Annotated in this window: 10 protein-coding genes; 8 read left to right on the top strand and 2 right to left on the bottom strand. The window is 73.7% G+C overall.

Going from position 1 to position 12,822, the window contains the following annotated elements:
• Positions 1-63 precede the first annotated feature (63 nt).
• Together ACFYE3_RS07515 and ACFYE3_RS07510 are read right to left on the bottom strand one after the other, a co-directional pair.
• Positions 64-1,848 carry an N-acetylglutaminylglutamine amidotransferase gene (locus ACFYE3_RS07515; RefSeq protein WP_387607591.1) on the bottom strand — a complete coding sequence of 595 codons (1,785 nt, stop codon included), beginning with the start codon at positions 1,846-1,848 and terminating at the stop codon, positions 64-66.
• A gap of 133 nt (positions 1,849-1,981) precedes the next feature.
• A complete protein-coding gene (locus ACFYE3_RS07510) occupies positions 1,982-2,647 on the bottom strand; it encodes a TetR/AcrR family transcriptional regulator (RefSeq protein ID WP_387607589.1) in 666 nt (221 codons plus the stop codon).
• Between the two features lie 142 nt (positions 2,648-2,789).
• On the opposite strand from ACFYE3_RS07510, the gene ACFYE3_RS07505 reads away from it, so the two are divergent.
• The 8 genes from ACFYE3_RS07505 to ACFYE3_RS07470 all read left to right on the top strand — a co-directional run bounded on the left by ACFYE3_RS07505 (position 2,790) and on the right by ACFYE3_RS07470 (position 12,800).
• Positions 2,790-3,641, top strand: a complete 852-nt coding sequence (locus ACFYE3_RS07505) for an urea amidolyase associated protein UAAP1 (protein ID WP_387607587.1) — start codon at positions 2,790-2,792, stop codon at positions 3,639-3,641.
• A gap of 39 nt (positions 3,642-3,680) precedes the next feature.
• The gene (locus tag ACFYE3_RS07500) at positions 3,681-4,376 is read left to right on the top strand and encodes an urea amidolyase associated protein UAAP2 (RefSeq protein ID WP_387607585.1); all 696 of its coding nucleotides are present in this window, start codon (positions 3,681-3,683) and stop codon (positions 4,374-4,376) included.
• A 2-nt stretch (positions 4,377-4,378) separates the two neighbouring features.
• Entirely contained in the window at positions 4,379-8,044 is a 3,666-nt protein-coding gene (gene uca / locus ACFYE3_RS07495) for an urea carboxylase (RefSeq protein WP_387607583.1), read from the top strand.
• Positions 8,041-9,381 carry an allophanate hydrolase gene (locus tag ACFYE3_RS07490; RefSeq protein WP_387607581.1) on the top strand — a complete coding sequence of 447 codons (1,341 nt, stop codon included), beginning with the start codon at positions 8,041-8,043 and terminating at the stop codon, positions 9,379-9,381. The genes uca and ACFYE3_RS07490 overlap by 4 nt, the downstream gene beginning before the upstream one ends.
• The gene (locus ACFYE3_RS07485; RefSeq protein WP_387607579.1) at positions 9,371-9,853 is read left to right on the top strand and encodes an allophanate hydrolase-related protein; all 483 of its coding nucleotides are present in this window, start codon (positions 9,371-9,373) and stop codon (positions 9,851-9,853) included. Before ACFYE3_RS07490 ends, ACFYE3_RS07485 begins: the two co-directional genes overlap by 11 nt.
• A gap of 147 nt (positions 9,854-10,000) precedes the next feature.
• The gene (locus ACFYE3_RS07480; protein WP_387607577.1) at positions 10,001-11,254 is read left to right on the top strand and encodes a M20 family metallo-hydrolase; all 1,254 of its coding nucleotides are present in this window, start codon (positions 10,001-10,003) and stop codon (positions 11,252-11,254) included.
• 67 nt (positions 11,255-11,321) lie between these two features.
• Positions 11,322-12,047, top strand: coding sequence for a DUF5058 family protein (locus ACFYE3_RS07475; RefSeq protein ID WP_387607575.1), 726 nt, complete (start codon positions 11,322-11,324; stop codon positions 12,045-12,047).
• 27 nt (positions 12,048-12,074) lie between these two features.
• A complete protein-coding gene (locus ACFYE3_RS07470) occupies positions 12,075-12,800 on the top strand; it encodes a hypothetical protein (RefSeq protein ID WP_387607573.1) in 726 nt (241 codons plus the stop codon).
• Positions 12,801-12,822: the final 22 nt, after the last annotated feature.

Raw genomic sequence — 12,822 nt, 5'->3', positions numbered from 1 at the left:
CGCCCCTCCACCCGCAGCGGGTGGCGGGGCGCGCCGTCGTCGTGGGTCCGGCCGCTCGAGCCGTCAGGCGACGCCGTTCTCCTGCAGCCACATCTCCAGCAGGCCCAGCTGCCACAGCACGTTGGAGCGCAGCGGCGTGTGGTGCTGGTTCGGGTCGGCCAGCAGGGTCTCCACGACCTCCGAGTTGTAGAGCCCGCGCCGCACCGCCGCCGGGTCGGTCAGGGCGGCCTCGACCCGGTCCAGGGTGCCGCCCTCGAGGGTGCGGATCGCCGGGACGGGGAAGTAGCCCTTCTTCCGGTCGATCACCTCGTCCGGGACGATGCCGCGCGCCGCGCGCTTGAGCACGCCCTTGCCGCCGTCGGCGAGCTTGAGCTCCGGGGGGATGCGCCCGGCGAACTCGACGAGCTCGTGGTCGAGGAACGGCACCCGCGCCTCGAGGCCCCAGAACATGGTCATGTTGTCGACGCGCTTCACGGGGTCGTCCACGAGCATCACCGTGGAGTCGGTGCGCAGGGCGGCGTCCACGGCGGTCTCCGCGCCGGGGCGGCCGAAATGGCGCTCGATGAACGCGGTCGGCGCGTCGTGGGTCGCCATCCACTCGGGGGAGAGGACCTTCGCGAGCCGGGACCACGGCCGGTCGAAGAACGACTCGGAGTAGGTCCTGCGGGCGTCGTCTCGCGCGACGTCGGCCAGCGGCGGGTACCAGTGGTACCCGCCGAGCACCTCGTCGGCGCCCTGGCCGGACTGCACCACCTTGACGTGCTTCGAGACCTCCTCGCTGAGCAGGTAGAAGGCCACGCAGTCGTGGCTGATCATCGGCTCGCTCATCGCGGCGACGGTCTGGTCGATCGCCGGGACCAGGCGGGCGTCGTCGATCGCGATCTGGTGGTGGTCGGTGCCGAAGCGGCGGGCCACCAGGGACGAGAACTCGAACTCGTCCCCGGACTCCTCGCCCCGGGACTCGAAGCCGATGCTGAACGTCTGCAGGTCCTCCTGCCCGCTCTCCGCGAGCAGGGCGACGACGAGGCTCGAGTCGATGCCGCCGGACAGCAGCACGCCCACGGGGACGTCCGCCACCATGCGCCGCCTCACCGCGGTGCGCAGCTTCTCGACGAGCCCGTCCTGCCAGTCCTGCCCGGACCAGTCCGAGCGGTCCTCGTCGCGGGTGAACTGGGGGCTCCAGTACTCGTGGTCCGAGGCCGAGCCGTCGGGCTCGACCGTGCGCACGGTCGCCGGCGGCAGCTTCCGCACGCCCTGGAGGATCGTGCGCGGGGCCGGGACCACCGAGTGGAAGGTGAGGTAGTAGGACAGGGCGGTGCGGTCGATCGAGGTGTCGACGTCCCCGGCCGCCAGCAGCGCCTGCACCGTGGACGCGAACCGCAGCCGCAACCCAGTGTGGTCGACATAGAGCGGCTTGATGCCCAGCCGGTCGCGGGCCAGGACCGTGCGCCCGCTCGTGTGCTCGGTGAGCGCGAAGGCGAACATGCCGTGGAAGCGGTCGACGCACTCCCGGCCCCAGCGGTGGTAGGCCTTCAGGGCCACCTCCGTGTCCGAGGTGGAGAAGAACTCGTAGCCCGTCCCGCGCAGCTCCTCGCGCAGCTGCCGGTAGTTGTAGATCATCCCGTTGAACACGATCGACAGCCCCAGCCGGGAGTCGACCATCGGCTGTCCGCCCGAGGGGCTCAGGTCGACGATCTTCAGCCGGCAGTGGCCCATGGCCACCGGCCCCTGGGCCCAGGCGCCCTGCCCGTCCGGACCGCGGCCGGACTGGGCGCACGTCATGCGGTGGATCGTGCCCGGGTCCGCGGCGGCGCCGTCGAACCGGACCTCACCGGCGATGCCGCACATCAGCGCTCACCCCCGCTCCGGGGCGCAGGGCTGGTCGGGACCGGAGTTCCGTGGCGCGAGAGCATCCTCCCATGCTACGGGCTCGGTCCGGCGCCGCTCAGGGGATGACGGGCCGCCGGCCGCGGGGAGGGTGTCAGTCCGCCCGGTCGAGGCGCTCCAGCAGGTCCAGGGCCCGGCGCCGGGTCTCCTCCGTCACCCGGTCGGGCACCTCCGCCAACCGCAGCGCCGCGTCCGCGATGCGGGCCGCCGCGTCCTCGGGCAGCCGCGGGTCCGTCCGCTGCCGCTGGAGGATCACGTTCTCCACGAGCCCCATGACCACGGCGGCGTCGAAGGCCGTGGCGGGGTGCCCGCTGGTCCGCTCCAGCAGCTCCCCGTAGATCCGCTCCAGCGCGTCCCGGTTCCCGTGGAACTCCTCGAAGCCCTCCGTCCGCAGCTCCGGGGCGAAGTAGAGGGCCCCGAGGTTCTGGGGGTCCGCCAGGAGCAGCCGGGTGTCCGCGAAGCACAGTGCCCAGAGCGTCACGTGCCCGGGGGCGTCCGCGGCGAGCAGCCGTTCGGCGAGCCGGCGCGAGGGCAGCACGGTGCCGAGCACGAGGCGCAGCAGAACGTCCTCCTTGGAGCGGAACCAGTGGTAGACGCTCGCCTGCTGGAGACCGGCGGCCTCCGCGACGGCCCGGGTGCTCGTGCGGCCGAAGCCGTGGCGCACGAACAGCTCCCCGGCCGCGTGGAGGATGTCCTGCTCGGCGCCGCGCCCGGTGGGGGAGGTGCTGCTCTTGCGCGGGCGTCCTGGGCTCTTCGTCACGCCGTCGAACCTACCAATCCCCGGGACGCCGGTGCCGGCAACGGAGTTACACAGCCGAAACAGGCGCCGAACCGGGGCGAAATCCGGCCCTGGTTCTATATCTGTCAAGCGACAGAAAAGTCTTTCGGAGAAGGAGCCGGCCATGACCGACACCCAGACCACGTCCTCGACGGGGACCACCGCCGGGGCCCGGGCCCACGCCCGCGCCCAGGAGGGCACCGCGGTCGAGTGCCGCCCCACCGTCCCGGCCACGACCTGCACCGCGGCTCCGGCCCGGGTGGTCCCGCAGGACCTCGTGTGGGCCGAGCGCGTGGCCGGTGGCAACTACACCCACAAGGTCCTGGACCGCGGGACCGCCGTCCGGCTCACCGACGTGCGCGGCGACGCCTGCGCCTCGGTCCTGCTCTACAACGCCGCCGAGCCCTTCGAGCGGCTCAACGTGGCCGACACCGTGAAGATCCAGTGGCAGGTCTACTCCGGTGCGGGGCAGGTCCTGCTCTCCGACCAGGGCCGCGCGCTGGCCACGGTCGTCGAGGACAGCTCGGGCCAGCACGACGCCCTCTACGGCGTCAGCTCCCGGGCCCGCAACGAGGAGCGCTACGGGGACGGCCAGCCGCACGGCCCCAGCCCCGCCGGCCGCGAGCTGCTGGTCCTCGCGGGCGCCAAGCACGGGCTCTCCCGGCGGGACGTCCCGCCCTGCGTCTCCTTCTTCCAGGGCGTCGAGATCGCCACCTCCGGACGCCCGGTGTTCACGGGATCCGCCGGGGCCGGCGCCGCCCTGACCTTCGTCACCGAGATGCCGTGCGTGCTGCTGATCGCCAACGCCGCCCACCCGCTGGACCCGCGCGACGAGTACGTGAGCACCCCGCTCGACGTCGTCGCGTGGCGCGCCCGGCCCACCTCGCCCGAGGCGCCGGCCTGGAACTCCACCCCCGAGCGCCGCCGCGCCTACCAGAACACCGCCGAGTACCTCCGCGCCCGCGGCCAGGCCTGATCCCCCGAGCGACGAGCGACGAGAACAAGGAACCCCGCCATGACTGCTGCCACCACCGCCCGCACCACCACCCCGGCCACCGGAACCCTCGCGTCCCGGTTCGGCCCCGAGCTCCGCCGCGAGACCGTGGCGCCCCTCGCCCCCTGGTCCGCCGTCCTGACGGCCGGCCAGGTGCTGACCATCGTGGACGTGGACGGCAACCAGGCCGTCGACTTCCTGGTCTACGACGCCGTGGACACCGCCCGGGCCTACAGCGCGCAGGCCACCCTGCAGGGCCAGGACAGTGTCTACCTGACCGCCGGGTCGGTGCTGCGCAGCAACGAGCACGACCCGCTGCTGACCGTCGTCGGCACGGACGTGGAGCGCCACGACACCCTCGGTGGCGCCTGCTCCAAGGAGTCCAACACCCTGCGCTACGGCCACCACACCTGGTCCCAGCACGGGTGCGCCGACAACTTCCTGGCCGAGCTCTCCCAGTACGGCCTGGGCAAGCGGGACCAGGTCTCCAACGTCAACTGGTTCATGAACGTCCCGGTGGACCCCGACGGCGCCCTCGGCATCGTGGACGGCATCTCCGCGCCCGGACTGTCGGTGAGCCTGCGGGCGGAGCGGGACGTGCTCGTCGTCGTCTCCAACTGCCCGCAGATCAACAACCCGTGCAACGGCTTCGACCCGTCCCGCGCCGAGATGATCGTCTCCGCCGGCGCGGCGGCCGCGGCGGGGCAGGAGGCCTGAGCATGAGCACCTTCGACACCGTCCTCGTGGCCAACCGCGGCGAGATCGCCGTCCGGATCATCCGTTCCGTCCAGGCCCTCGGAATGCGGGCCGTGTCCGTGTACTCGGACGCCGACCGCGGCTCCCTGCACGTCAGCGCCGCCGATGAGGCCGTGCACCTCGGGGCCTCGCCCGCCGCGGAGAGCTACCTGGACATCGGGAAGATCATCGCCGCGGCCCAGCGCACCGGGGCCGGGGCGATCCACCCCGGCTACGGCTTCCTCTCCGAGAACACCGCATTCGCCGAGGCCTGCGAGGCGGCCGGGATCGCCTTCGTCGGCCCCACCGGAGATCAGCTGCGGATCTTCGGGTCCAAGCACACGGCCCGGGACGCCGCCGTGGCCGCCGAGGTGCCCCTGCTCGCCGGGACCGGTCTGCTCGACTCCCTCGAGGACGCCCTCGCGCAGGCCGAGGAGATCGGCTGGCCCGTGATGCTCAAGGCCACCGCCGGCGGCGGCGGGATCGGCATGCAGGAGTGCCGCGACGCCGAGGACCTGCGCGGGGCGTGGGAGGGCGTCCGGCGCGTGGCCGGGGCGAACTTCTCCTCCGCCGGGGTCTTCCTGGAACGGCTCGTGGAGCGGGCCCGCCACGTCGAGGTGCAGGTCTTCGGCGACGGCCACGGCGACGTCCTCGTGGTCGGCGACCGCGACTGCACCCTCCAGCGCCGCCACCAGAAGGTGGTCGAGGAGGCTCCGGCCCCCGACCTGCCCGGTCCCGTGCGCACCACGATCCACGACGCCGCCCGGCGGCTGTGCGCCTCCGTCGCCTACCGCTCCGCCGGGACCGTCGAGTTCATCTACGACCCCGTGCGCCAGGAGGCCGCCTTCCTGGAGGTCAACACCCGCCTGCAGGTCGAGCACCCCGTCACCGAGGCCGTCTACGGCGTGGACCTCGTGGAGTGGATGCTCCGCCTGGCCGGCGGTGACCGCACCATGCTGGGTTCCGAGCTCACGGCCCGCGGCGCCGCCGTGGAGGCCCGGGTGTACGCGGAGAACACCGACCTGGACAACCTGCCCAGCGCGGGCACCGTCACCGGCCTCGTGGTCCCGGACGGCATCCGGGTGGACTCCTGGATCGAGGTCGGCACCGAGGTCAGCGCCTTCTACGACCCCCTGCTGAGCAAGTTCGTCGCCCACGGCGAGGATCGGGAGCAGGCGTGGGCGAACCTCGCCGCGGCCCTCGAGCAGGCCCGCGTGCACGGCGTGGCCACCAACCTGGGCGTGCTGCGGGCGATCCCGCAGCTGCCCGTGGTACGGGACGTGCAGCACTCCACCGCCACGCTGGAGGGCGTGCGCAGCGCCCAGCCGCGACTCGAGGTGCTGAAGTCCGGGCTGCTGACCACCGTCCAGGACCGGCCCGGGCGGATCGGGTACTGGCCCGTGGGGATTCCGCCGTCGGGCCCCATGGACGAGCTGTCCTTCCGGCTGGGCAACGAGGCACTGGGCAACCCCGAGCGCGCGGCCGGCCTCGAGGTGACGGTGGCCGGGCCGACCCTGCGCTTCCACACGCCCAGCCGGGTCATGGTGACCGGCGCCCCCGTGGAGGTCCTGGTGAACCGGGAGCCCGTGGCGCAGTGGGCCGTGCTCGAGCTGGTGACCGGGGACGTCCTGGCGATCGGCCGCGCCGAGCAGGGCATGCGCGCCTACCTGCTCGTGGAGGGCGGCCTGGACGTCCCGCTGGTGCTGGGCTCCGCCGCGACCTTCGTGCAGGGCGAGATCGGCGGCGCCGCCGGCCGCGCTCTGGCCCCCGGCGACGTCCTCGGGATCAGCACCCCGGCCGTGGCCCACGAGGTCGCCGACGTCCCGCTGGCCGAGCGCCCGCAGGTGGGCTCCTACTGGGAGGTCGGCGTCCTGGAGGGCCCCCACGCCGCTCCCGAGTTCTTCACCGTGGCCGACATGGAGGAGTTCTACGCCGCCGACTGGGAGGTCCACTTCAACTCCGACCGCACCGGCGTGCGCCTGGTGGGCCCCAAGCCCCAGTGGGCCCGCCGCGACGGCGGCGAGGCCGGCCTGCACCCCTCCAACATCCACGACACCCCGTACGCCGTGGGCGCGGTGGACTACACCGGCGACATGCCCATCCTGCTCGGCCCCGACGGTCCCAGCCTGGGCGGGTTCACGTGCCCGGCCACGGTGGCCGAGGGCCAGAAGTGGAAGCTGGGCCAGCTGCGCGCCGGGGACCGGGTGCGCTTCGTGCCCATCACCCAGGCCCAGGCCGCGGAGCTGCGCCGCGACCCGCGGGCCCGGGTGGCCCCGGGCCGGGACGCCGTGGTCGACGGGGGCGTGGTCGACTCCGTGCCCGCCACCGCGGACCGCCCCTCCCTGACCGTGCGGCGCAGCGGCGACTCCAACTTGCTGGTCGAGTACGGCGAGATGACCCTGGACATCGCCTCCCGCATGCGGATCGAGGCGCTGCGGCGGGCCCTGCAGCAGCTGGTCGACGACGGGGCGCTGACCGGAGTGCTCGAGATGACCCCGGGCATCCGGTCCCTGCAGATCCACCTCGACCCGGACCGGCTCGGCCTGGACGAGGTGCTCGGGCGCGTGCTGGCCCTCGACGCCGCGCTGCCCCCCACGCACGACCTGCGGCTGCCCAGCCGCACCGTGCACCTGCCGATGTCCTGGGACGATCCCGCCACCCGGGAGGCCATCCTGCGGTACGAGAAGGGCGTGCGCGACGACGCCCCGTGGTGCCCGTGGAACATCGAGTTCATCCGCCGGATCAACGGCCTGGACTCGGTCGAGGACGTCCGCTCGGTGCTCTTCGAGGCGGAGTACCTGGTCCTGGGCCTGGGCGACGTCTACCTGGGCGCGCCCGTGGCCACCCCGGTGGACCCCCGGCACCGGCTGGTCACCACGAAGTACAACCCGGCCCGGACCTGGACCCCGCAGAACGCCGTGGGCATCGGCGGGGCGTACCTGTGCATCTACGGCATGGAGGGCCCCGGCGGCTACCAGTTCGTGGGCCGGACCACCCAAGTGTGGTCCACCCACCGGCAGCGCGGGCCCTACGAGGAGGGCACCCCCTGGCTGCTCCGGTTCTTCGACCGGATCAAGTGGTACCCGGTCTCCTCCGAGGAGCTGGCGGAGATGCGCGCGGACATGGCCGTGGGCCGGCTCCCCCTGCGGATCGAGGAGGGCGAGTTCTCCATGGCCGATCACGAGGCCTTCCTCGCCGAGCACCGGGAGGGCATCGACGCCTTCGAGGCCCGCCGGAAGGCGGCCTTCGACGACGAGCGCCAGGCGTGGGAGGAAGCGGGCGAGTTCGAGCGCGTGGCCGCGCTCGCCGAGGTGGCCGTGGAGGACGACGTCGCCGTGCAGATCCCGCACGGGTGCGAGGGCGTCGAGGCGCAGTTCGCCGCCAACGTCTTCCGGGTGGACGTCCGGGTGGGCGACCGGGTGCGGGAGGGCCAGACCCTGATGGCGGTCGAGGCCATGAAGATGGAGGCCCCCGTGACGGCCCCCACGGACGGCGTGGTGCACAGCATCGTCGTCGAGCCCGGGGCGCACGTGGGCCCGGGCGCCGTCCTGGCCGTCGTCCGCACGGCCGACCCGGCCACCCCTGCACCCGCCACCGAGACGGTCCGAGCCGTGGCCCGGACCCCATCAGCACGAGGAGAACACGCATGACGACGACAGCAGAGACCGCAGCACCCCCGGCCGGCTCCCCGCACGCGGCCGAGCGCACAGCCCGCGAGCTCGTGGCGCGGCGCTACCGCCTGGTCGAGGAGGCGAGCCGACCGGAGGTGTGGATCGGCCTGCGCTGCCAGCGGGACGTGGCCGAGGACGTCGCCCGGGCCCTGGCCGCCCGTGCCGCCGGTGAGCACCTGCCGCTGGCCGGGACCCTGTTCGCGGTGAAGAACAACATCGACGTGGCCGGTCTGCCGACCACGGCGGCGTGCCCCGCCTTCGGCTACGAGCCGGAGTGCGACGCGGTGGTGGTCCGCCGGTTGAAGGAGGCGGGCGCGGTGGTGCTGGGCAGCACCAACCTCGACCAGTTCGCCACCGGCCTGGTCGGCACCCGCAGCCCGTACGGGGCGGTCCGGCACGCGGAGGACCCCGCCCGGATCTCCGGGGGGTCCTCCAGCGGCTCCGGGGTGGCCGTGGCCCTCGGGTTCGCGGACTTCGCCCTGGGCACGGACACCGCCGGCTCCGGGCGGGTGCCCGCGGCCCTGCACGGGCTGTACGGGGTGAAGCCCACCAAGGGCGTCGTGCCCTCCACCGGGGTGGTGCCCGCGTGCCGGAGCCAGGACGTGGTGACCACCATGGCCCGGGAGCTGCGCCTCGCCCGCCTCGCGGCGGACGTCATGGCCGGGGCCGACGACGGCGACGCCCGCTCCCGCCCGCCCGCCGCGCTGCGACCGGCCCGGCTGGACCGCGTCGTCGGGTTCGCCGAACCCGAGCAGCTCGGGGAGCTCGCCCCCGGCTGGGCCGAGGCCTATGCCGCCGCCGTCCGGCAGCTCGGGGAGCGCGGCTTCCGGACCGTGCCGGTGGACATCGAGCCGTTCCTCGCGGCCGCGACGCTGCTCTACGACGGCGCGTTCGTCGCCGAGCGCTGGACGGCCGTGGGCTCGTTCGTGGACGCCCACCCCGCCGACGTGGACCCCACGGTCGGGCGCATCATCACCGGCGCCCGGGACATCCCCGCCCACCGGGTCTTCGCCGACCAGGAGTACCTCGACGGCTGCGCCCGCCGGGCCCGGCAGGTGTTCGGGGCGCTCGACGCCCTCGTGCTGCCCACCACCACCTGCCACCCCACCCTGGCGGAGGTCGCGGCCGATCCCGTGGGCGCCAACAGCCGGATGGGCCGGTTCACCAACTTCGTGAACCTGCTCGACCTCTCCGCGCTCGCGGTCCCCGCCGGCCGGGTGGACGGCCTGCCCTTCGGCGTGCAGCTCGTCGGGGACACGTTCCAGGACGACCGGCTCGTGGACGTGGCCCGGGAGGGGGGCTTCGGTGGCCGCTGATCCCGCGTCCTCGGTGTCCTCGTCGGGTGCGCCCGCGATGGCCGTGTCCTCCACCGCTGCCTCTGCCTCCGCTGCGCCCGGCGCCGTGGAGGTGCTGCTCGTGGTCGCGGGAGCCCACCTGCGCGGCCAGCCGCTCAACCCGCAGCTGCTCGACCTGGCCGCCCGTTTCGTGGAGGCCACGACCACGGCCGCCGCGTACCGGATGTTCGCCCTGGACACCGCGCCCGCCAAGCCAGGGGTGGTGCGCGCCCCGGGCCGCGGGGCGGCCCTGGCCGTGGAGGTCTGGGCGCTGGACGCCGCCGCGTTCGGCACGTTCGTCGCCGGGCTGCCCGCGCCCATGGCCATCGGCAGGGTCGAGCTCGCCGACGGCCGGGAGCTGCCCGGGTTCCTGGTGGAGCCGTGGGCGCTCGTCGGCGCCGAGGACATCACGGTCCACGGCGGCTGGGCCGCCTACCGGGCGGCCGCGGCCTGAGCGGACCGGGGGCCGAGCCCTGGCCGGACGGCCCCGGAGTGGGTAACGTGCGGCATGACTGACCAGGACGTCCGTCGCGCCCCGGCGCCGGTTCCCGGCCGTGCGAGCGGCGCAGGACCCGACGGCTCAGCAGGAAGGACGTGCTCGATGCAGTTCGATCTGGAGGAGACGAGCCAGCGGGTCGAGGAGCAGGTCGGTCAGCTGTCCCGGCTGCGCCGGGACGACCGCCGGGGGTGGACGCGCCAGGTCTTCAGCGATCCCTACCGGGAGTCCCGGGAGTGGGTCGCCGCGCGGATGAAGGACGCCGGTCTGGAGGTGCGCCGGGACGTCGCCGGGAACCTTGTCGGCCGGCTCGCCGGTGCCCGGCCCGCCGCGCCCGCGCTGATGACCGGGTCCCACTCGGACACTGTCGACGGCGGAGGGCGCTTCGACGGAGTCGTCGGCGTGCTGGCGGCCATCGAGGTCGCCCGGAGCATCCGCGCCTCGGGCTCCCCGCTGACCCGGGACCTCCTGGTCGTCGACTTCCTCGGCGAGGAGCCCAACGACTTCGGCCTCAGCTGCCTGGGCAGCCGGTCCATGGCCCGGGAGATGACGGCCGCCGACCTCGCCCGCAGGAACGGGGCCGGGAAGACCCTGGCCGCGGCCTACGAGGACTTCGGCCTCGACCCATCCGCCGTGCTGCAGTCGTCCCCTCCCGGTCCGGGCCCGCTGCACGCCTTCGTGGAGCTCCACATCGAGCAGGGTCCGGCGCTCGAGCGGGGCGGGGAGCAGATCGGCGTGGTGACCTCCGTCTGCGGCATCGAACGTTTCGTGGCCCACTTCGCCGGCCGGGAGGACCACGCCGGCACCCGGCCCGTCGCCGACCGGCAGGATGCCATGGTGGCCGCCGCCGAGGCCGTCCTGGCGGTGCGCCGCGAGGGCTGCGGGGCCCCCGGCAACGGGGTGGCGACCGCCACCCACGCCGACAATCTCTCGCCGTCCCCCAACGTGGTCCCCAGCGCGGTCGACCTGCGGGGCGAGCTGCGGAGCATCGACCGGTCGTGGCTGTCCGGGGCCCGTCGGAAACTGGGGGAGTCCGTTCTCGCCGCGTCCCGCCGCTACGGCGTCGACGTCGAGTTCGACTGGACGACGGACAACCACGTCGTCGACACCCATCCGCGCGCCCACGACGTGGTCGCCGCGACGGCCGACCGGCTCGGGTACTCCTGGCGGGCGATCCCCAGCGGCGCCACGCACGACGCCGTGCACATGGCGGCCCTGGCGCCGATGGCGATGATCTTCGTCCCCTCCCGCGGCGGCCGGAGCCACTGCCCCGAGGAGTGGACCGACCCCCTGGAGATCGGCCGGGGCGTCCACGTCCTCGGCGAGACCCTCCGTTCCCTGGACACCGCGCCGCTGTGATCTCCGGCCGCCGGGGCGTCCGGACGGCCACGACCCGAGCACGACACTCCTCGAGCGGAGGCTCCCCATGAACACGCTGTCCGACTACGTCAACACGCCCTTCCTGTGGTTCTGCGCCCTGGCGGTCTTCGCCGTGATCATCCTGCAGACCGTCATCTACGTGCGCGCCGCCCGGCTCGTAGGCCCCGACGTGGGCTTCACCGCACAGGACCTGCGCCAGTCCTTCCGCTCGGGCGGCGTCGCCGCGATCGGCCCCTCCCTCGCCGTGGTGGTCGTCGCGGTCGCCCTGCTGCCGCTGTTCGGAGCCCCGGCCGTGCTCGTGCGCATCGGACTGGTCGGCTCGGCCGCGACCGAGACCTCCTCGGCCAACCTCGCCGCCGGGACCCTGGACGCCGAACTGGGCGGGGCGGGCTGGACGCCGGACGTCTTCACCGTGGCCTTCCTGGCCATGAGCCTCTCCGGCGGTCTGTGGATGCTGTCGACGCTGATCCTGACGCCCCTGCTGAAGAGAGGGGACGTCAAGCTCCGGTCGGTGAACCCCGCGCTGATGGCGATCGTCCCCTCGGCCGCGCTGCTGGCCGCCTTCGCCTCCCTGGGCATCGCCGAGCTCCCCAAGGGCTCCGTGCACATTCTGACGGTCGTGGTCTCCGCCATCGTGATGGCCGTGTGCCTGCTGCTCGCGCGGGCCCTCGGGGCGCCGTGGCTGCGGGAGTGGGGGCTCGGCTTCTCGATCATCATCGGCCTGGTCGTCGCCTACTTCGCCCACGGCGCCGGCATGGGCCCCACGGCCTGACCGCCCCGAGAACCCGAAGGAGTCGTCATGGCCTCACCGACCGGCACGTCAGCCACCGCCTACGCCGTCTACGACCGCACCACGTCCCGCTGGGGACGGCTCACCATGGTCCTGGGCCTGCTGTTCTCCTACGCCGGCCCGGTGTATCTGCTGCTCTTCTCCGATCTGGACATCCCTCTGTCCGACGTCGTGACCGCCTTCCTGGCGGTCGCGGCGGTCTTCGCGATCCTCGCCGTCGTCGAGCCCATCACCTACTACCCCGTGCTGGGGCCCGCCGCGATGTACCAGGCCTTCATGATCGGGAACATCGCGAACAAGCTGCTGCCCTCCGCGATCGTGGCCCAGGCGGCCATCGGCGCGAAGCCCGGAACCCGCCGAGCGGAGCTGGCGGCCGTCATGGCCATCTGCGGCGCGGCCGTCGTGCACATCTTCTCCCTGCTGCTCTTCGTCGGCATCCTCGGCACCTGGCTGGTCAGCGTGGTGCCGGAATCCGTCGTCGAGGTGGCCCGGCTCTACATCTTCCCGGCCATCATCGGCGCCGTGATCGTGCAGCTCGCCGCCTACGTGAAGCAGCCGCGGATCCTCCTCATCGCACTCGCCGTGGGCGCGGTCGTCCAGCTGCTGCTGGTGCCCGTCCTGGGCACCACGTTCCGCAACTTCGCCACGGCGGTGGTGGTCCTGGCCACCATGGTCCTGGCGTGGGTGCTCCGCAACCGGCGGGCGGAGCGCACCGGCCCCGGCGAGGAGCAGTAGCGCCGCGGACCGTCGCACCGGA

The sequence above is a fragment of the Kocuria arenosa genome (assembly GCF_042879215.1).
Classification (GTDB): Bacteria; Actinomycetota; Actinomycetes; order Actinomycetales; family Micrococcaceae; genus Kocuria; species Kocuria arenosa.
The sequence above is the reverse complement of the archived record's forward strand: the minus strand, read 5'-3'. Positions and strand labels throughout refer to the sequence as shown.

What these genes read in the sequence shown, in the direction of transcription:
- ACFYE3_RS07515 (WP_387607591.1), bottom strand. Translation starts at nt 1,848, where the DNA reads ATGTGCGGCATCGCCGGTGAGGTCCGGTTCGACGGCGCCGCCGCGGAC.
- ACFYE3_RS07505 (WP_387607587.1), top strand. Translation starts at nt 2,790, where the DNA reads ATGACCGACACCCAGACCACGTCCTCGACGGGGACCACCGCCGGGGCC.
- ACFYE3_RS07500 (WP_387607585.1), top strand. Translation starts at nt 3,681, where the DNA reads ATGACTGCTGCCACCACCGCCCGCACCACCACCCCGGCCACCGGAACC.
- uca (WP_387607583.1), top strand. Translation starts at nt 4,379, where the DNA reads ATGAGCACCTTCGACACCGTCCTCGTGGCCAACCGCGGCGAGATCGCC.
- ACFYE3_RS07490 (WP_387607581.1), top strand. Translation starts at nt 8,041, where the DNA reads ATGACGACGACAGCAGAGACCGCAGCACCCCCGGCCGGCTCCCCGCAC.
- ACFYE3_RS07480 (WP_387607577.1), top strand. Translation starts at nt 10,001, where the DNA reads ATGCAGTTCGATCTGGAGGAGACGAGCCAGCGGGTCGAGGAGCAGGTC.
- ACFYE3_RS07475 (WP_387607575.1), top strand. Translation starts at nt 11,322, where the DNA reads ATGAACACGCTGTCCGACTACGTCAACACGCCCTTCCTGTGGTTCTGC.
- ACFYE3_RS07470 (WP_387607573.1), top strand. Translation starts at nt 12,075, where the DNA reads ATGGCCTCACCGACCGGCACGTCAGCCACCGCCTACGCCGTCTACGAC.